This is a genomic window from Cypionkella sp. TWP1-2-1b2 (genome assembly GCF_049896245.1).
GTDB lineage: Bacteria > Pseudomonadota > Alphaproteobacteria > Rhodobacterales > Rhodobacteraceae > Cypionkella.
This window is the reverse complement of sequence record NZ_JAFCTX010000045.1, coordinates 1-18,460: the sequence shown is the minus strand read 5'-3', so window position 1 is coordinate 18,460 and position 18,460 is coordinate 1. Positions and strand designations below refer to the sequence as shown.

Annotated in this window: 11 protein-coding genes and 10 pseudogenes; 11 read left to right on the top strand and 10 right to left on the bottom strand. The window is 58.2% G+C overall.

The annotated features are described in order from the left end of the window. Positions 1–27: 27 nt before the first annotated feature. Positions 28–486: a PepSY domain-containing protein gene (locus tag ACP7AP_RS20830; RefSeq protein ID WP_426037310.1), complete on the bottom strand. Its 459-nt coding sequence runs from the start codon at positions 484–486 to the stop codon at positions 28–30. A 459-nt stretch (positions 487–945) separates the two neighbouring features. Between ACP7AP_RS20830 and ACP7AP_RS20825 the strand changes: the two genes are divergently transcribed. Together ACP7AP_RS20825 and ACP7AP_RS20820 are read left to right on the top strand one after the other, a co-directional pair. Continuing rightward, positions 946–1,641, top strand: coding sequence for a hypothetical protein (locus ACP7AP_RS20825; protein ID WP_426037308.1), 696 nt, complete (start codon positions 946–948; stop codon positions 1,639–1,641). Positions 1,642–1,781: 140 nt separating this feature from the next. Further along, positions 1,782–2,705, top strand: coding sequence for a transketolase (locus ACP7AP_RS20820; RefSeq protein ID WP_426037306.1), 924 nt, complete (start codon positions 1,782–1,784; stop codon positions 2,703–2,705). Between the two features lie 275 nt (positions 2,706–2,980). On the opposite strand, the gene scpB is transcribed toward ACP7AP_RS20820, so the two are convergent. From scpB to ACP7AP_RS20795, 5 genes and pseudogenes are all read right to left on the bottom strand, one after another. Further along, positions 2,981–3,577, bottom strand: a complete 597-nt coding sequence (scpB, locus tag ACP7AP_RS20815) for an SMC-Scp complex subunit ScpB (protein ID WP_426037304.1) — start codon at positions 3,575–3,577, stop codon at positions 2,981–2,983. Positions 3,578–3,579: 2 nt separating this feature from the next. Then, on the bottom strand, positions 3,580–4,470 hold the full coding sequence (locus ACP7AP_RS20810; protein ID WP_426037302.1) for a DUF1403 family protein: 891 nt from the start codon (positions 4,468–4,470) through the stop codon (positions 3,580–3,582). Positions 4,471–4,866: 396 nt separating this feature from the next. Then, positions 4,867–5,328: a hypothetical protein gene (locus ACP7AP_RS20805; protein ID WP_426037300.1), complete on the bottom strand. Its 462-nt coding sequence runs from the start codon at positions 5,326–5,328 to the stop codon at positions 4,867–4,869. Positions 5,329–5,436: 108 nt separating this feature from the next. After that, positions 5,437–5,613 (bottom strand): annotated as a pseudogene (locus tag ACP7AP_RS20800) (IS110 family transposase); the annotation flags it as partial. Positions 5,614–6,118: 505 nt separating this feature from the next. Further along, a pseudogene (locus ACP7AP_RS20795) lies at positions 6,119–7,243 on the bottom strand (IS3 family transposase). A gap of 241 nt (positions 7,244–7,484) precedes the next feature. Here ACP7AP_RS20795 and ACP7AP_RS20790 point away from each other — a divergent pair. From ACP7AP_RS20790 to ACP7AP_RS20765, 6 genes and pseudogenes are all read left to right on the top strand, one after another. Next, complete coding sequence (locus tag ACP7AP_RS20790; RefSeq protein ID WP_426037298.1) at positions 7,485–8,057, top strand: VPLPA-CTERM sorting domain-containing protein; 573 nt, start codon at positions 7,485–7,487, stop codon at positions 8,055–8,057. 117 nt (positions 8,058–8,174) lie between these two features. Beyond that, positions 8,175–8,980 (top strand): annotated as a pseudogene (istB, locus tag ACP7AP_RS20785) (IS21-like element helper ATPase IstB). A gap of 246 nt (positions 8,981–9,226) precedes the next feature. Continuing rightward, on the top strand, positions 9,227–10,333 hold the full coding sequence (locus ACP7AP_RS20780; RefSeq protein ID WP_426037296.1) for a tyrosine-type recombinase/integrase: 1,107 nt from the start codon (positions 9,227–9,229) through the stop codon (positions 10,331–10,333). A gap of 159 nt (positions 10,334–10,492) precedes the next feature. After that, complete coding sequence (locus tag ACP7AP_RS20775; RefSeq protein ID WP_426037294.1) at positions 10,493–10,723, top strand: transposase; 231 nt, start codon at positions 10,493–10,495, stop codon at positions 10,721–10,723. Positions 10,724–10,734: 11 nt separating this feature from the next. Then, positions 10,735–11,072 (top strand): annotated as a pseudogene (locus tag ACP7AP_RS20770) (transposase); the annotation flags it as partial. Continuing rightward, positions 11,061–11,439: pseudogene (locus ACP7AP_RS20765) on the top strand (IS66 family transposase); the annotation flags it as partial. The pseudogenes ACP7AP_RS20770 and ACP7AP_RS20765, both read left to right, overlap by 12 nt. Positions 11,440–11,449: 10 nt before the next feature. On the opposite strand, the pseudogene ACP7AP_RS20760 reads toward ACP7AP_RS20765, so the two are convergent. Continuing rightward, positions 11,450–12,113 (bottom strand): annotated as a pseudogene (locus tag ACP7AP_RS20760) (IS5 family transposase); the annotation flags it as partial. Between the two features lie 108 nt (positions 12,114–12,221). On the opposite strand from ACP7AP_RS20760, the pseudogene ACP7AP_RS20755 reads away from it, so the two are divergent. Next, positions 12,222–13,320, top strand: a pseudogene (locus ACP7AP_RS20755) (ISAs1 family transposase). Positions 13,321–13,340: 20 nt separating this feature from the next. Here ACP7AP_RS20755 and ACP7AP_RS20750 read toward each other — a convergent pair. Next, a pseudogene (locus ACP7AP_RS20750) lies at positions 13,341–13,433 on the bottom strand (IS5/IS1182 family transposase); the annotation flags it as partial. A gap of 499 nt (positions 13,434–13,932) precedes the next feature. Here ACP7AP_RS20750 and xrtD point away from each other — a divergent pair. Both xrtD and ACP7AP_RS20740 read left to right on the top strand, forming a co-directional pair. Next, entirely contained in the window at positions 13,933–15,432 is a 1,500-nt protein-coding gene (gene xrtD, locus ACP7AP_RS20745; protein WP_426037292.1) for a VPLPA-CTERM-specific exosortase XrtD, read from the top strand. 144 nt (positions 15,433–15,576) lie between these two features. Then, positions 15,577–16,536, top strand: a pseudogene (locus ACP7AP_RS20740) (IS630 family transposase). Between the two features lie 110 nt (positions 16,537–16,646). Here ACP7AP_RS20740 and ACP7AP_RS20735 read toward each other — a convergent pair. Then, the gene (locus ACP7AP_RS20735) at positions 16,647–17,213 is read right to left on the bottom strand and encodes a VPLPA-CTERM sorting domain-containing protein (protein WP_426037290.1); all 567 of its coding nucleotides are present in this window, start codon (positions 17,211–17,213) and stop codon (positions 16,647–16,649) included. A 348-nt stretch (positions 17,214–17,561) separates the two neighbouring features. Continuing rightward, positions 17,562–18,340, bottom strand: a pseudogene (locus tag ACP7AP_RS20730) (IS30 family transposase); the annotation flags it as partial. Positions 18,341–18,460: the final 120 nt, after the last annotated feature.

Genomic DNA, 18,460 nt, shown 5'->3' with positions numbered 1-18,460 from the left:
CCGCAAGACGCAACGGGCGGCTGCAAGTCAGTTCTTGCCATTGCCATTCCCTTTTCCGCCACCGTTTCCATTTCCACCGGCGTTTCCGTTTCCGCCACCGTTGCCACCATTTCCCGCAGCATCGGAATTGCCTTGACCGTTTTTTGACTTTGATTTGCTGGTGCCTGCTGCCGCGCCCTTGCCGTGGGCTGCAGCCGCGCGGACCCGCATGGCAATGGGCGATGTGTCAGACAGCACTTGGCCCGTTTGCGCGTCCAATACCAGACGAACCAGTTTTCCCGAAGAATCCATCACGACCACACGGTAGAACAGTCCGGACGATTCGAACAGCCGCACATCAAGCGGATCGCCTGCAACGTTGGGGGTCACCGCCTCCAATATGCGGGAAAGGCTCAGGCTTTGGCCTGTCGCAACCATCCTGCGCAGTTCCGCTTGTCCGACCTCTCGGGGCACTTGGGCAAGCGCTACGCAAGGCAGGCCGAACATAACGACAAGGGCGAGCGCAAATCGAGTCATGCTGCGGTGTACCAGAGTCGAGGTGAACCCAAAATGAACGGATCATTCAACGACGGTTCATCAAGCATGTGTTTTACCTCAGTCATGAATTGGCTGATGTCCGGAAGGCACGGCCCATAGACTGCATTGGAGACGGACATGACATCTAAACACACAAGCATCCTTTCGGCGACACTCCTTTCGGCGGCCCTTCTTGGGGCAGTGTCGATGGCTGCTACCCTTTCATGCGTTGGCGTCGCCCATGCCAAAGGCGGAAACGAGGGTGGGAACGGTGGCGGCAATGGGGGAGGAAACTCAGGTGGCAATGGAAATGGAGGGCGTGGATCCGAGGCTTCGGGTAAAGGCGGTTCTGCCAAGACAGATAGAGGCACGAAAGGCAAAGCCGCAAAGTCCGTCGATTCCACCAGGAAACGCGTCTCGGAAGTGGAAATGACAACCACAAACCTACGTCCGGCCACCCGCTCGGTAAAGTTGCACAAAACCCCGGATCTTGCAGAGGCTCTCGGCGCGCATCCATCAGAGCTGGGCGCATTGAATGCGGCAAACGCTTCGCCTCAGGCTTTGGCCAATGCAAACCCGAATTCTCGGGTGGGCCGGATTGCCGCTTATCGTGACGCCGTGCTCAACCGCACCGATCTGCTGTCGGACTATGATCTGACGCGCGCGGCCCTGGATGCCGCATCGCCACCCGCCCGCGACCCCGACGCGATCAGTGTAGATCTTGCGCAGCTTGACGCGGACGCCGGCCTTGCCGCCACCGATCTTGCTGCCGCACGGGAAGTACTGGCCGCGGCGCCAGTGGGCACCGATACGACAGCGCTGAAAGCCGAAATCGAAGCGCTTGAAGGCGAAGCACAGGCGATATCAATCGAGCGCGCCACAGTGCAAGCTGAACTGGACGCGGCAAATGACTATGCCGATCTGGTCGATGAGGAAGCAGAACTGCGTGACGCGATCGCCAATCAACCCGAGCTGGAACTGAGCCTGCTGGAAGCGGCCGCCAACAAACCTGTCACCCCCGGTGTGGTGACCACGGTCAACGAGCATCTCGGGCTGGACCCGGTTGAACTCGTCATCCCCGACGCCCCGCTTGCACCGGCAGTCGTCGTGCCAGTTACAGATTAACCGACGGCACGCCGCGTCGTCAGAACTCTGGTCCGGCAGTCACGGCTACCGGACCAAAGGTTAGGGCGGTTAGCGCGGAACTCGCCGCGCATAAATGAATTAGCAGATACCGCGTAATATATCCCCATAAGGTAAAAAACATGAAAATCACTTCACTTTCACTCGCAATCGTTTTTGCCTGCGCAACGGCACCTGTCCTGAACGGACAGGTTGTCTTTTCGAATATCATGACGCGGGACCTCGCTTTGCCAGAGGGCGCGGATGCACAGGTCATTCAAATTGATGCAAAAAACGGCAAGTCCGGTGACAAAAAGAAGCTTAAGAAACACGCCAAAGCAAAATCTCACGCCAATGAAAAGCAAAAGGGCGCTAAGGAAAATGGGAAGCGCTCAAAAGATCAGCGCGCACGCGATTCCTCGACGATTTTAGGCTTACAAGCCCCGCGAGGCCGCGACATGCTTGTGCGTTTGGGTGCTGCACCTCTTGCGTTGCTCGGACCGAACGTCGTCTTCGCAGATTTGCCTGACGACCGTTTTGTAGCCTATCGCAACTGTCCTCCTGGGCTTGCCAAGAAGGACCCGCCTTGTGTTCCACCTGGCTTGGCAAAAAAAGGCGTAACCTACGACGAGTGGGTGACTTTTGACGATGACCGGCTGGATGAGATCTACGTCGACCAACGTCGCGGCTATCTTGATGAGGGGTCGGTGTACGACGATAGCGATCTGTTGCTTAGCTCAGACCAAATCGCAGCCCTCTATGGCTTGCGCCCTACACCAGAAGGCATGCGATATGCCTTGATCGACGGTCAGCCAGTGTTGCTGGCCGATGAGGACAACAGATCACTTCTGACACTCCATCGACTTGCTCAATCCCAGAACTTGCCAGCAGGGACGTTTATCTCGCCCACGGCAGCGCTGACTCAAGACGAACTGCGCCAAGCCTACGACCTGCCAGAGTTGAAGCCAGGCTATAATTATGCCGTTGTAAACGGTGAGCTCGTGACTTTGGCCGATAGCGCCTTTGACATGCTTCAGATGATCCGGATCGCTCGGTCTGTTTTCTGATTGCTCATTAAAGCCGACTTTAGTCTGCGGCACTTGGCTCGGCTGCACCAACCTCACCCATCAACCCTGACTAGCAAATTGCGCGCATTCGACACATGCCACTGCCCACCTTGCCGCGTGAGCATGCCGCGCTGGCCGAGTTGCCGGTCGATTGCGCGCAACGGCAGATGCGTTTCCGCGCGAGTATCCGCGATCACCGGAGCAAGGTCAGTCGCGAGCTGGTCGGCGTTGGCCGCGACAGCCTTGCGCAGTGCCGTACCACCCTTCTACCGACCCTAAGCATTGGACAGCCCGGCATCGGCCAGTTGCTCCGGGTCGAGCAGGTCCCGAAGCGATTCAAGCCCGAAGGCCACGAGGAAGACCTCGGTGGTGACAAAGGTGTAAGGCGCACCGCGGCGGGGTTCGCGGGGCCCGGTGCCGATCATGTCGCGTTCAACCAGCCGCCCGATCAGGTCGCGGCTGATCTCGCGCCCAAAAATGTCCTTTAGCCCGTCGCGACTGATCGGCTGGTGATAGGCAATGGCGGCAAGTACGGCGAGATCGAAGTCGTGCAGGTCCAGCGTCTGCCCGCCCACGTCTGCGGCGGCCCTGATCGCGGGGGCATAGGCTGCCTTGGTGCGCAGCATCCAACCCGCACCGATCCGTGCCAGCTCATAGGGGCGCCCCTCCAGATCTACCCCGAGATCCTCGATCAGCAGATCGACCGCAGCCCCCTGCCCCACCACACGCGCCAGATCGTCGCGCGCAACCGGCGTGGCGGACGCAAACAGCACCGCTTCGATCCGCCGCATCCATTCCTGCCAGCGCAGCTCCGGCGGCAGATCAACCAGTTCGCGGTCCAGGCCCAGTGCCTCGCGCTTGTCGCGTGCCATGATCAGACCCCATAGAGACGGAACGAGTCCCGCCCGGTCAATTCGCGGACAGCGCCCAAGTCCACGAGCCGATCGCAGAGCCGCCGGGCGGCGCGGTCCGACATGAACCCGAGCAATGCCCCTGGTGCCAGCGCATCGCGCGCGAGGAACAGATCCACCGCCCGATCTGCGCCCTTGGCCCGCAGCTTCGGCACGACCGCTTGGAGCCGCGCTGCCCGCCGCGCCAGATCGGCGGCCAGTGGCACCGCTTGCCCTGCCCCCACCAAGACGGCCCGGTGGCAAGCCAGCCGCAACGCATCCTCCCGCAACCGCAGCTCGCGCGGCTTCAAGCCAAGCGACATCAGGGGCAGGATGTGTTCCTTGCCCACGGATTTTGCCAACACAGCATCCGCCAGGATCAGCGCCACCGTCTCACCGCGCGGAAGGCCCGCCAGCACCGCCTCGATCACCCCAGCTGCCCTGTCCACAGGGTTACTGCCCATGGCATCAAGGCAAAGTGCTACCCGTTCGGCGGACACCCCGTCCATCGCCTTGCCCAGATGTGCCACACTGATCGGGCGCGCCACAGCGCGCGACCATTGCCCGAAGATCGCCCCCGCCGGCCCCGGATGATCGCCCGGACGCGTCAGATGCAGCGCATCGCGCAAAGCGTGGCCGCCCTCGCGTCGCCCGGAAAACCCTACACAAACCTCAGCCGCTGCCAGCGCCAGCCGGTCGCGCCACAGCGGCTGTGGGACGGCTTCTTGCCCTGATATCATGTGCAAATAGGCCAAGGCCGCCCCGGAGCGAAACGCCGCATCCTCTAAGGTTTCTGCCGGGGCGGCTGTGATCCAGCCCGGCAAGGGACCAACCAGCATCGGCGCGTCGGACGTTTTGGGGCGGATTTTCGTCATGCCTAGACGATAATTCTTCGCGGCGTTTTAGGCTAGCAAATTAAGCAAATAGCGCCGTCATCTTGAGAGTGTTGCTATGTCCAATAATGTTGCATTATCGGACCATCAAGAGTATGCTCAACACCATGCAGATGTCCTTTTAGTTTCATGGGTGGATTCACCCGAAATCAGCCCTCTCGCCCTCGAAGTTTCCACTTAATCGGTGGACTGGGTTCTTGCTCAATCGCGTGGGCATTGTAAAACAGCGTCCAAAACTGACCACCCCAGTCGTGCAACAATCCCGTTTTTTGGGCGGGAGCAGCTGGAGTGTTATGCGTGGAAACGATTGGTAAGATCAGGCGGCGAGGGTTGCGGGACGGCGAGAGTATCAGTGGCTTGGCGCGGTCCCTGCAGCTGTCACGGAACACCGTTCGCAAATATCTGAAGGATGGGGTTGAGCCGGTTTACAAGCGCAAGCCGCAACCCGTGCCACAGCTTGGGCCGTGGTGCGGCCGTCTTGATGAGTGGCTGCGCGGTGATGCGCTTTTGCCCAAAACACGGCGGCGGACGGCGCGTCGGTTGTTCGAATGTCTTTAGGCTGAGGGATACCTGTTCAATATTCGACGCTGATTGACACACCAGCCGCGCACCGGCCCGCAACACCCGCTCACACAGGCTCCTGCACGTCCCGGTCACCTTCGCAAAGACGCGGCGGGCGATGTGCATCATCTGGTATGCGAGACAGGCGATAAGCAGCCGGACCTCGTTGCAGGCAAAGGCATGCACCTTGATCGGCGCGCTGTCGACATCGAGAGTCCCGCTGGCCATCTTCTTCCCGCCCCGCTCAGCCCTGATGCCACCGCCGGCACGTTTCAGCACCGCCTCGCGCGGAAACTTGATCGCGACTGCGGGCGAAGCTTATCTGGCACATAAGCTATTGATTTATATGGGCCAGCACGTTTCAACTCTTTAATTTGCCTCTCTTTGATGTGCTCCAAGACATGCCTCGATCTTCACTTCGCATGCAGGATAATCCGCGATGGACCGCCCGAACTGCAGACGCGACAACTTCTTGCGAAACAGGACCGACCCGTCCGCAGCGGTGCCATGCAGCTGGAACACGTTCTTTGCCAGATCGACACCGATGATGCTAATTTCCTTCATGGACGCCCGCCGCGACGACCTGCGGCGTGAGCTGTCTGGATTTTTGATTTGCATGGTAGGTGCGCGGTGAGATTCCGACGACATTCGGTTGACGCGAAGAAATCTCATCTACCTCAGGCGCCAGCCCTTCGGCGAACCTCTCGGCATTCCGACTGACGGCCGCATGCAGCCCCAATAGAACTCTGTTTCCGGCACGCGCAACGTATTCTCCCCGCCTGCTTTGCCCATCATCTCGCCCGACCAGATTGGAGGTCGTTGTAAAAACCTGTGCTGCTTTTGTGTTCGAAAAAACAACCGGGGGCTGTCTGATTCCGTCTTGTCAAACTACACTAGGCTGGATGTGTAATCGCCTCGACCGAAGCGCAACGCCATCGCCAATAGGCCAATCAGATTAAGTGGCAGATTTTCGAGGCAGAACTCTCCAAACTCACGGCCAGGCGGCACTAGGCGGCAGGCGCATTAATATGGTAATCCCCCCATTTCTAACGGGGTGCATTCGTAGAATTCATGCGGCCATTTTCAGTTTCTGTGCGGGTGTGATGCCGCCGATGCCCATGTTTTGGCGATCGTTGTTGTATGTCCATAGCCATTGTGTGGCGAAGTCTTGGGCCTCCTCGATGTTTTCGATGATGTGCTGGTCGAGCCACTCATGCCTGACTGTGCGGTTGTAGCGCTCGATGTAGGCGTTCTGTTGAGGCTGTCCGGGTTGGATATGCAGGATGGTAACCTCATGTTTCTCGGCCCATTTCATCAGCTTTTCACTGATGTATTCCGGGCCATTGTCGACCCTTATGGTGCCAGGCTTGCCGCGCCATTCAATGATCCTGTCCAAGCTGCGAATGACCCGTTCGGCTGGCAACGAAAAGTCCACCTCGATGCCCAGCCCTTCGCGGTTGAAGTCGTCCAGCACGTTTAGTAGCCGAAACGCACGACCATCGCCGAGGCGATCAGCCATGAAGTCCATCGACCAGGTCAGATTGGGGGCCTCGGGCACCGCCAATGCGTCGGGTTTGTCCCGCTTCAACCGCTTGCGGGGCTTGATGCGAAGGTTCAGTTCCAGTTCGCAGTAAATCCGGTAAACTCTTTTGTGGTTCCATAAACGGCCTTGGACATTGCGAAGGTGTAGAAAACATAGCCCAAACCCCCAGGTTTTTCTGGCTTCCGTCAATCCGACCAGCAGGTCGGCTATCTCTTCATTCTCGTCGCGCAACTTCGGGCTGTAGCGATAACAGGTCTCGCTGACCCCGAAGGACCGGCAGGCCAGAGCAATGCTGACCCGACGTTGCGCCACCGCCGTTTCGGCCACCTCGCGGCGTTGACCCCCGGCAAATGCGCGCATTTGCCTTCCGGGCAACGGATGGCCCGGTTACTTTTTTCCAAGGGCCTCTTTCAACAGTTCGTTCTGCATGCTGAGTTCGGCGAACATCTTCTTCAGGCGCCGGTTCTCTTCTTCAATGGCCTTCGTCTGGGCGATCATCGACGCATCCATGCCCCCATACTTCGCCCGCCATTTATAGAACGACGCGTTGCTCATGCCGTGCGCCCGGCACAACTCGGCCACCGGCATGCCGCCTTCAGCTTGACGCAGGATCGCGAGGATCTGCACCTCTGTGTATCTGCTTGTCTTCATTCAGAATCTCCTCATGCATCTTGCCGAGAAAATTCTACTTATCCAGCCCCTTACTTTCAGGGGGAATTACCATATCGCGCATTATCAATTATTTACACGAAATCCGACGCAAGCAGATGCATAAGAAAACGATCGGTAATATGCAGGACTTGGGAGCATTTGTTAGTGAATGACGATAATCTTCTGTACAAAAGTCCAATTTTACGTACACTACAGTCTTGTTATTGAATGGGGGATCGCTATGAGAGACATCACAAAGCTGTTTGCTCTGCCAGTAGCTGTGCTGAGCCTGTTGCTGTCTGCCATTCCGGCTGCAGCTGCCACTCTTACGGGCGATACTGTTACATCGACTTACTATTTCCCGACCTCTTCGAACGCGATTGCCACGGGTACCTCGGTTGTAGGATCCGGGGTCGAAGTGACTTGCCCCACTGTAGCCGCGCTTTGCGCCATCGGCCTTCTGGGCAGCTACACGCTCGACTTCGGGTCCGACATGATCGCGTTCGACCAGCAGATCGGATTCGCCAACGCTTATAATCCTGCTTCGTTCAGCGGTTGGGTGTTTTCCGATCTGGATTTCGGGGCTGGTATCACGGGTGTCAACTTGACAAGCTATGGGATTGCCGGGCTTGACGCGTCGCGGCTCAGCTTCACCGGCGACACAATCGCCCTGAACCTTCAGGGTCTGGCGGTGTCGGCCAACAACGGCTGGACGCTGACGCTTAATCCTGCAGCGGTGCCGCTTCCTGCATCAGGCGCGCTGCTTCTGGCCGGATTGGGGGGCTTGGCACTTTCGCGCCGCCGTCGCATCTGATCGCCAGTTCAGGCGTACCGCCGCGTGCCAACAGGACGGAAACGCCTGACGCGCTGGTGCTTTTGCTGGAACCTTTTGCCAATTGTGCCCGCTATGATGAGTTGCGCGGGGTCAGCCATGTCTGATCATGCACCTGACAGCGATCACTTATCGCGGCTTAAGTCCCTGAAATTGTTCGGAATGGCAATCGTTTGGCGAGCACCGCAAACCGAAGCGCCGCGCAACAAATCCCTCTCGCTCGAAGCCCTTTTCTTGCGGTTGCGGGACGGCGAACAAGCCGATCGTCAGGCGCGCAGCCTGCGCTATCAGCTAAAAGCTGCACGTTTCCCCATCCACCGCGATCTGACGGGTTTTGATTTGAGCGAAACACGCTTGGACGGTGCCCGCATCCAGCAACTGGCCAAGGGGCACTATCTGGAAACGGCGCACAATCTGATCCCGGTTGGCGGAACCAGCACCGGCAAAACCCATCTTGCCATCGCGCTCGGTGTCGCCGCCGTCCATCACGGCAAGCGCATGAGCTTTTACAACGCCGTCAATCTGGTCAATCTTCTGGAACGGGAAAAAGCTCAGGGCAAAGCCGGAAATCTGGCCAAGCAACTCACCCAGATCGACGCGGTCATCCTCCCCTCTCAGGCATGCACGCATGCCTGAGAGGGGAGGATGAGTTGGGCTATCTTCCATTCCCGGCCTCTGACGGCGCCCTGCTGTTCCATCACATCAGCCAACTCTGCGAAAAGACATCCCTCATCGTCACAACCAATCTCAGCTTCGCCGAATGGGTCACGGTCTTCGGCGACCCAAAGATGATAACCGCGCTTCTCGACCGCATCACTCACCACTGCGACATTCTTGAAACCGGAAATGACTCTTGGCGCTTCAAACAGCGCAAGAAAATCAGCGCCCAAACTGATCAATATTGAACGCTGTTACCTGTTCAATATTCGACGCTGATTGACACCTGGGCTCAGCTGATCCGGCAGCTTCGCCAGCACTTGGGCGCGAAACTCGGCTTCTTCCCAATCCTTGTCAGCAGCAGGATTATCGGACATAACTTACTCAACGCGCGGATGCTGGATAGTCTCACCAATAGCGACTCAAATCGCTTCCAGTCTCACATACCTTGAATCTGTTTCAGAAATGCGACAAAGGCAACCTGTTGAAAACAAATGGAACGCAGTCTCAAAAAATCCGGCAATCCGACAAAATCAGCTTCAGACAAGTCAATTGGCCCCGATCCACACGAGAGCGTCGGACTAGGCGATCTCGCCATTGCCCTGCCCTCCCATGTCGCAGGCTCCGGCACTCTCGATCGGCTGGTGGAAACCGCGCGGGACTATGCGCGTCAGGCAACCTCGGAGAACACACTCAAGGCCTATGCCAAAGACTGGGCCCACTTCGCGCGCTGGTGCCGGATGCGCGGCGCAGACCCCCTGCCCTCCTCGCCGCAATTGATCGGGCTCTACATCGCCGATTTGGCCGCGCCGATGGTAAAAGGCCCTGCGCTGTCGGTCGCCTCTATCGAACGTCGCCTCTCCGGCCTGACCTGGGGCTATGCGCAGCGCGGGGACCGGCTGGACCGCAAGGACCGCCACATCGCCACCGTGCTGGCCGGCATCCGCCGCAAGCACGCCCGGCCACCGGTGCAGAAAGAGGCGATCCTTCCGGAAGACCTGCGTGATATGCTGGCCACCCTGCCCCACGATCTGCGCGGCCTGCGAGATCGCGCGATCCTGCTGATTGGCTTTACCGGGGGCTTGCGCCGATCAGAAATCGTAACTTTGGATCATGGCAAGAACGACACGCCTGACTCAGGCGGTTGGATCGAGATACTGGAGGGCGGCGCCCTTCTCACGCTGCGGGGCAAGACCGGATGGCGCGAGGTCGAAATCGCCTGCGGCTCGAGCGATCAAACTTGCCCAGTTCATGCCCTGACCCAGTGGCTGCACTACGCCAAGATCGATTTCGGCCCGATCTTCGTCGCTGTCTCGCGCAATGGATTGAACGCGACACAGGACCGGCTCAGCGACAAGCACGTCGCCCGCCTCATCAAGCAGACGGCCCGAGACGCGGGCATCCGCGTGGACCTACCAGAAGGGGAGCGCATCAAACTTTATTCCGGCCACAGCTTGCGCGCGGGCCTGGCTTCTTCTGCGGAGGTAGACGAGCGTTACGTCCAAAAGCAACTTGGTCACGCCTCCGCCGAAATGACTCGCCGGTACCAGCGCAGGCGGGATCGCTTCAGGGTCAACCTCACCAAAGCGGTGGGACTCTAAAATGCATGCTTGCGACTCAAAGTGAGGCGCAAAAGCAAGATTCAGCTGGTCAGCTCCTGTCCTACGCTTCGTGTGCGCCGTCTCTGTCCCATTGAATTGGTATATTTCTGAACAGTTCTGGTGCTGCCAGAATGTCAGCCGACGCATTGGGAGGTTGGCATGTCGGATGGTGGGAACGGTTTTGTGGGTCGGTGCGAGGTGGTTGAGCCTCGGCGTGGGAACCGGCGTTGGCCTTTGGAGTTGAAGACGCGGATTGTGGCGGAGAGTTTTCATCCTAGCGCACGAGTTGTGGATGTCGCGCGGCGGCACGGGGTTGTTGCGCATCAGCTTTCAGATTGGCGGCGACGGGTGAACCGCCCCTTGTTTGCCGGAGACCTTCAACCTGACTAAGGATGAGGGCTATGGAAAAAAGTAAGACATCACACCGTTATTCACCCGAGATGCGGGCGCGGGCCGTCCGCATGGTGCTGGAGCATCAAGGCTCCTATGAAACGCAATCTGCGGCAGTTGCTGCGATTGCCCCCAAGATTGGCTGCATCCCAGAGACATTAAGGGTCTGGGTTCGGCAGGCGGAAAAGGACAGCGGGGCACGGGACGGTGCGACCAGTGCTGAACGCGATCGAATCAAAGAGTTGGAGCGGGAAGTGCGTCAGCTCCGACAGGCGAATGAGATCCTGCGCAAGGCGTCGGCTTATTTTGCGCAGGCGGAACTCGACCGCCCGTTCAAGCCATGATCGCCGCGCAGGCAGCCCGCGTCTCGCGCAAATCCGATCTAGGCAAGGCCATGGCCTATATGCTGAAACGTCAGAACGGCTTCCGCCTGTTCCTCGACGATGGAAAAGTCGACATGGACTCGAACCTGGTCGAAAACGCGATCCGCAGCCCGGCCATGAACCGCCGAAATGCGCTCTTTGCCCCCTTTCGGGATTTTGGTCATGCCAAAACCCTGCCGGGCAGCGGGTCACGACGAAGGCGGCCGCAACTGAGCCCGCTTTGCCAGTCTGATCGGCACATGCAAAATGAACGGCGTCGAGCACTACGCCTACCTGCGCGATCTCTTCACCAGGCTGGCAAACGGTCTCCTCGAAAAGGACATCAACGCCCTAGGCTCAGGACTCATAGCCAGAACAATACGATTGCAGCAAGTGCGCAGGCAGACGGGAGGATTTCTGCGCGTCGGTCGAACCGCATGGCGACCCTACGCCAATCCTTGATGCGCCCGAACATGTTTTCGATCTTGTGACGCTTTTTGTAGAGGACAGCGTCGTGCGGTATTTGGACTTTTCGGTTCTTCTTTGAGGGGATGCACGGAGTGGTGTTCATATCTATCAATGCACTACGGAAGCAGTCCGCATCATAGCCCCGGTCCGCCAGCAAGCATTTCACGGGTGGCAGCAACCGCAGCAACCCAGCAGCGCCGACATAGTCGCTGGTCTGACCGGCGCTCAGATACATCTGGATCGGTCGCACTTTGCTGTCACAAACCACGTGCAGCTTGGAGTTCATGCCGCCCCTAGTCTGCCCGATCAGCCGTTTGGACCCCCCTTTTTGCGCAGGCTTGATGCGGTTCGATGGGCCTTGAGATGGGTTGCATCAATCATGATCATTTCGGTTTCAACATCTTGCTTGACCAGTTCCTGCCAGATGCGGGCGAAACCCCCATCTGGCTCCAGCGAAACCAGCGGTTATAAAGAGTCTTGTGAGGCCCATAGTCAGCAGGCGCATCCCGCCACCGTAAGCCATTACGATTAATGAATATAATTCCACTCAAGACTCGCCTTTATCCAGGGGAATCGCGTTTGGGATTTGGCCTGATCCGAGGGGCCTTGCGGTCTTGGGCAAGATGGATTCTGGAGCTGGGATCGCCCTTTTGGAGCCCATTCCCCGCATGGGCATCTTCCTCGCCGCTTTCGACGACATCCCCGATCCCCGGGCCGACAACGCGCGTCACGACCTTTGCGAACTTCTGGTCCTAGGCTTTGTCGCGGTGCTCTGCGGGGCGACGAATTGTGCAGAGATGGCGGACTTCGGTCGGGCAAAAGAGCATGTTTTCAGAGGCTTCCTGAAGCTCAAGCATGCCATTCCGTCGCACGACACCTTCTCGACGGTGTTTCGGATGATCGATCCGAAGGCGCTGGATGCGGCCTTCGGGAGGGTGCTGGCCCAGATTGCGGCGATGCTCGGCGACGGCGATGTGATCGCAATTGACGGCAAGGCCCTGCGCGGCGCACGTGACAAGGGACAGGGCGTGCGGACCCGGATGATGGTCTCGGCCTACGCGGCGCGCCTGCGCCTGACGCTGGCCGCGGTGGCCGCCGATAATGACAGCGAACTGGAAGCGGCGCTCGAGGTGCTTGGCCTGATCGCGCTCAAGGGCAAGGTCGTGACGGCGGATGCGCTGCACTGCAATCGCCGCATGGTTGCAGCGATCACCGGAGGCGGCGGCGACTATTGCCTGGCGCTGAAGGCCAACCAGGACTCACTGTTGTCCGATGCCCGGTCGTGCTTCGGCAAGGTGGCACCCGACCACCCCTCGGCGCGGCAGGCGGAGGCCGGGCATGGTCGCAAGGAGACCCGCACCGGCACCGTGGTTTCCGCCAAGGGATTGGCAGAGCATCATGATTTCTCAGGATTGAAAGCCTTCGGCCGGATCGAATCCCGCCGGGGAAACCGACGGCAAGGTGCAGACCGAGACCCGTCATTTCGCCCTGTCTTGGCTGCCTGCGCCCGAGGTCTTCATGGCCACCGTCCGCGCCCATTGGGGGATCGAGAACGCCCTGCATTGGCAACTTGACGTTTCATTCCGCGAGGACGCTGCCGGCAACCGGAAGGATAACGGCTCCACCAACATCGCCATCCTGCGCCGCCGCGCCCTCGACCTCGCCCGCAGAGATACCTCCAAGGGGTCGCTCTCGATCAAACTGAAGCGAGCAAGGTGGAGCGATGCGTTTCTTCTCAGCCTTCTCAATAACTTAGCCAACGCCTAAGCCAAACGCGATTGCCTTGGCCGGTCATCCACCGGCGGAACCCCGTGCGACAATGGAAAGAACGGCTTCAGCCGCGCCATTTGTTCGTCCGTAAGCCAGTAAAGACCACTCATTTGACACCCCCATGGTGACACAAATGAATCAGTGAAAATTGGCCACGACAAGGACTTTAACGGGTTCTGAGCCTAATGCTGTGGGCCCACGTCCCGACAGCCAAAGCATAACTATGATCTCATCCGGGACGCCCCGACGAGCTCGTCGGCCTAGGTCCAATTGCCAAAACCGCTGAATGCAACCGAAGATTCAATGTGCCGCAGATGCCGCTTACTACGCTTCTACTTATGTCTGCAGACAAAAAATGACAGCTCTGATCGAAAGCCGTGAGTATGAGACGATTTGACCGCTCGCATCTGGTCAAGGCCTCGCCAGCGCTTAGCTTTCAGGCTATAAGAGGACTGTAATGTTTCCCTTTCATGAGGTATTACAGAAAATATCTGCTATACTGTTAATACAATGGTTCCCATGACGATGTTCTCCACATCCGCACGCAGCGTCAGTTTGAATCCGCTCGGGCTTGCCTGGCTCGCACTGCTTATTGTTTCGGCAATCCCGATGTTCTGGTTGGGGTTCATTTCACTTGCCGCCGCTTGGGTCACCCCAGAATACAGCCAAGGCCCAATCATTCCGCTGATCTCGCTGTATCTGTTTCTGCGCGAGCTGCGGCACAACCCGCCCGCCCCACCCGGCACGGCAGTCGACCGGGTGCCAGGGATTCTCGTCATACTGTTTGCGCTGACCCTTGCCATTCTGGGCAATCTGGTTCGCATCCCCGACGTCGTGACCTATGCTCTAATCATCTGGGTGATGGGCGTGGTTTTGGTAGGCTTTGGTTGGGTAAAGGGCCGCAGCCACTGGGCGCCGGTTTTGCATCTGATCTTCATGCTGCCATTGCCGCAGTTCGTGTTCTGGAACATGACAATCACACTGCAGCTGATCTCGTCCAACCTTGGCGTCTGGTTTGTGCGCCTGATGGGCGTGCCGGTGTTTCTGGAAGGCAATGTGATCGACCTAGGCGTTTACAAGCTGCAGGTGGCCGAGGCCTGTTCTGGACTGCGCTATCTGTTCCCGATCTTGTCGTTCTCTTATCTGTTCGGCATCCTGTATCGCGGGCCGTTCTGGCACAAAGCCGTGCTGTTCCTAATGGCGGCACCGCTGACAGTGTTCATGAATTCCTTACGCATTGGCGTGATTGGCGTGCTGGTCAATAGCTATGGCATTGAGCAGGCTGAGGGCTTTTTGCATTTTTTCGAAGGCTGGGTGATCTTTGGCGCCTGCATCGTCATCCTGTTCATCGTAGCGATCGGGTTGCAGCGGCTGACTCCAACCCCCCTGCCCTTCCGCGATACCATTGATCTGGACTTCGAAGGCTTCGGCACCCAGGCAAAGCGGCTTGGCTCCATTGGCACATCACAGGGCATGATCATTGCCGCCCTGTTGACCACAGTCATTGCCGCAGCCTTCGTACTAACACCGCCCCGTGAGATTGCCGATCCGCCGCGCGATGGATTTTCTTTGTTTCCCCGCGATATTGGTGCTTGGTCGGGTAGCGTTTCTGGCCTTGATCCGGACACTGAGCGGGTGCTGGGGGCGACGGATTACATTAACGCTACTTACGCGGCCGCAGGCGAGGCGTCTTATGTCAACTTTTTTGCTGCTTGGTATAAAAAACAGACCGAAGGCTCTGGCATCCATTCCCCAGCTGTATGCCTGCCGGTGGGCGGCTGGGAGGTGTTTTCCATCGACCCCACCCCGATCAGCATTCCTGACACGGTTTACGGCGATTTCACTGTGAACCGCGCGGTAATCCAGAAAGGACTGACCAAACAACTGGTCTATTACTGGTTCGAACAGCGGGGCAAGCGCATGACCAATGATTATCTCGCCAAGATCAGCGTTGTCTGGGACAGTCTGACCGTGGGACGCAGCGACGGCGCGATGATCCGATTTGTGACACCGATCTTGGATGACGAAACCGAAGCTGAGGCTGACGCTCGTATGCAGCGGTTCATGGTAGTGCTGTTGCAGAAACTACCCCGGTTTGTGCCAGAATAGCGGCGTCCCAGCTCGGGACATCTGCCAGCCCATTGAAAAGACTTGATATTTCTGGTGCCATTTAAAGCGGTTTGCGTTTGACGTGAATCGGGAGGGATTCCCAGGGCGGGTTTTGTGTGCTTCACTTCCTGAAGGAGAATTCACATGGGCAAAGCGTATTCGACGGATCTTCGCATGCGGGTTTCGGACTACGTTCTGACGGGCCATTCCGGTCGTGCGGCGGGTCGGGTGTTCGGGGTGAGCGCCAGCACGGCCGTGCGCGTAGCGGCTGAGTTTCGCGCCAAGGGGAGCATCACGCCCAAGCGTCAGGGTCGCGCACCGGGCACGGCAGGGAAACTCGCGCCTCATACGGTGTTTCTGGTAGAGATCGTCGCTGCTGAGCCCGACATCACGCTGCGCGAGCTGTCGGGCGCTCTGGCAGAGACCCATGGCGTGACGGTCAATCTGTCGTCGATCCACCGGGCGCTGGTCCGGGCCGGACTGTCATATAAAAAAAGGCCTGATCGCGCAGGAACGCGGGCGCGCTGAGCAGCGCCGCGTTCGGCATGACTGGCTCACGCGACGCCAGCCCCGTTTGCGCGCCGAACCGCATCGCCTGTGTTCATTGACGAAACCAGCGTGAAGACCAATATGGCCCGGCTGCGCGGCCGATGTGCGAAGGGTAAACGCCTGCTCGGCACAGCGCCATTCGGCAAATGGCAAACCCAGACCTTCATCGCGGGATTGACCTGCACCGATCTGATCGCACCCTGGGTCATCAAAGGTGCCATGGACCGAACCGCGTTCGACACCTACATCGAAACCCAGCTTGCCCCGGCACTCGAACCCGGGACCGTCGTCATCCTCGACAACCTGGCCACCCACAAAAGCCTCAAATCCGCAAACCTGCTGAAACGGCAAAAGTGCTGGTCCCTGTTCCTGCCAGCCTATTCGCCAGACCTGAACCCGATCGAAATGGCATTCTCCAAACTCAAGGCCCGTCTCAGACGCATCGAAGCCAGAGCATACGACCAACTCATCCAGGCGCTCGGCGACATCTGCGGCCTCTACCATCCCGACGAGTGCTGGAACTTCTTCAAGGCTGCCGGGTATGCATCATGTTAAACGCAAAACGCTTTAACCTTGGTTATGAAACGCTGTCTTCGAGGCAACGGGGTCGATCAATGCAAAAAAGCGGTCCTACGAGCCGCCCTTGCCATCAAAACCTCAGATAATCAGATGGCTTTGCGCTTACGACGCAGTGCTGTCAGACCAACAAGGCCCGCGACCATTAGCCAGCCGGCAGCAGGTAAGGGAACAGCCGCAGGCGTGCCGATGTCATCAACGCGCGAGTTGCCCTTTCCGCTGTTGGTGAACGTTATCCATTCGATGTCTGCGAACAAAGCGTTACCAACCAAATTATAGGTTTTACCGTCGTTGTTGTTCCCATAAACAGCTTCTGTCAGAACAAGATTACCACCCTTCGATGACTTAACTGTGAGTTCTGCCGGAGACGCGCCGAGCAACTTGAACCAGAAAGATGTCACCGTAAACAACGCCCCAAGCGTTTCACTTGTCAGTTTGGAAATCTCTTTTTTGTTTAATGCCATGCATGGTGCGCCCGAAGCACTGGCATTACAGTTCCCGGATTGGATGCGCGCATCGTCGAACATAAGGCCAGCTTCGGTATAACCAATGCTGTCGCCACCATTCGCCCCAGTGAAAGTAATCGTGGCTGCACTAGCAGGAAGCGCCACCGTGCCAACCAAAAGTGCCGCAGCAAGTCCGTACTTAAAAATCATGACGCCCTCCATTCTCCTGATCGCCAACAAGCTGACCATACATTATAAATATATTCGCTAAAATTACCCTGTTAACGCCACAAAACAAACACATTTTCGACATGCTCCTTACTTTACACGTTATGAGAGAAAACGAGCGTGCCGATTTGGCCAAAAAGTGCAAGAATAGCCTTGAATGTTTCCCATGTATAAACAGTGTCGGATTTTAGAAATAGTAAACTTGAGTACTTTCGCTTTCGCTGGACGAATCAGTGATTCTCTCCGCGTAGTCCACTGCTTGTCGTCTGCGTAAAGCGCAAAATTGGAACCCCGCGCATACTGCGAACCATCCACGTGCACAGCTTGGATTCAAATTTCAAGTGCAACGGTTGATCTGAAGGCCGCGAGTTCCTCGGCCATGGCTTCCTCGGGCGTTCTCCATCCGAGCGTTTTTCGGGGGCGCGGGTTCATCAGTCGAGCGACGTCGTTCAGTTCGGTCTGACTGATGCCGCTCAGGTCGGTGCCCTTGGGGAAGAACTGGCGCAAGAGACCGTTGGTGTTCTCGTTTGAGCCGCGCTGCCAGGGGGCATGCGGATCACAAAACCAGATGTCGATCTTCAGGCGGCGCGCCAGTTCCGGGTGGCAGGCCATCTCGCTGCCGCGGTCGTAGGTCATGCTCTTGCGCAGGGCGGCGGGCAGCCGTTTCATCTGTCGCGTAAAGCCTTCCAGCGCCGCGTCAGCGGTGCAGCCGCACATCTTGCTGAGAATAAGATAGCGGGTCTTGCGCTCGACCACCGTGCCCACCGCCGAGCGGTTGGACGCCCCCTTGATCAGGTCACCTTCCTGTCAGCCGACAGGCTGATTGCGGAGCAATCGCCGAGAGGCCAGTGCCCGGGCACAAGGCGGCCTTCGATTTCCTCGGGGCGATGGATTATCCGCAATGATTCCGGGGCGATAGAGCCACCGGTCAGCGTGGTGCGCCGAAGTCCGCGGGATGGTTTGTGCTGGCGCAGCGCCGCGATCATCTCGGCTTTCAGCCCACCTCTCGGCTGCGCGTAGATCGCGGCATAGATCGTCTCGTGGCTGATCAGCCGGGTCGGATCCTCAGGGTGCATGTCCTTCAGTTTGCGCGCAATTTGCTCGGGAGACCGGCTCTGTTGCACAAATCAGCCTGAGGTCGAGTTTTCCCTTCCGCTGGACAGAGTCATCCCACACGTTGAGTTTGCGGCGTTCCAAGTGCCGTAAATCGGTTCAGGATCGCCGCCCTG

What these genes read in the sequence shown, in the direction of transcription:
- ACP7AP_RS20830 (WP_426037310.1), bottom strand. Translation starts at nt 486, where the DNA reads ATGTTCGGCCTGCCTTGCGTAGCGCTTGCCCAAGTGCCCCGAGAGGTC.
- ACP7AP_RS20825 (WP_426037308.1), top strand. Translation starts at nt 946, where the DNA reads ATGACAACCACAAACCTACGTCCGGCCACCCGCTCGGTAAAGTTGCAC.
- ACP7AP_RS20820 (WP_426037306.1), top strand. Translation starts at nt 1,782, where the DNA reads ATGAAAATCACTTCACTTTCACTCGCAATCGTTTTTGCCTGCGCAACG.
- scpB (WP_426037304.1), bottom strand. Translation starts at nt 3,577, where the DNA reads ATGGCACGCGACAAGCGCGAGGCACTGGGCCTGGACCGCGAACTGGTT.
- ACP7AP_RS20810 (WP_426037302.1), bottom strand. Translation starts at nt 4,470, where the DNA reads ATGACGAAAATCCGCCCCAAAACGTCCGACGCGCCGATGCTGGTTGGT.
- ACP7AP_RS20790 (WP_426037298.1), top strand. Translation starts at nt 7,485, where the DNA reads ATGAGAGACATCACAAAGCTGTTTGCTCTGCCAGTAGCTGTGCTGAGC.
- ACP7AP_RS20780 (WP_426037296.1), top strand. Translation starts at nt 9,227, where the DNA reads ATGGAACGCAGTCTCAAAAAATCCGGCAATCCGACAAAATCAGCTTCA.
- ACP7AP_RS20775 (WP_426037294.1), top strand. Translation starts at nt 10,493, where the DNA reads ATGTCGGATGGTGGGAACGGTTTTGTGGGTCGGTGCGAGGTGGTTGAG.
- xrtD (WP_426037292.1), top strand. Translation starts at nt 13,933, where the DNA reads ATGTTCTGGTTGGGGTTCATTTCACTTGCCGCCGCTTGGGTCACCCCA.
- ACP7AP_RS20735 (WP_426037290.1), bottom strand. Translation starts at nt 17,213, where the DNA reads ATGATTTTTAAGTACGGACTTGCTGCGGCACTTTTGGTTGGCACGGTG.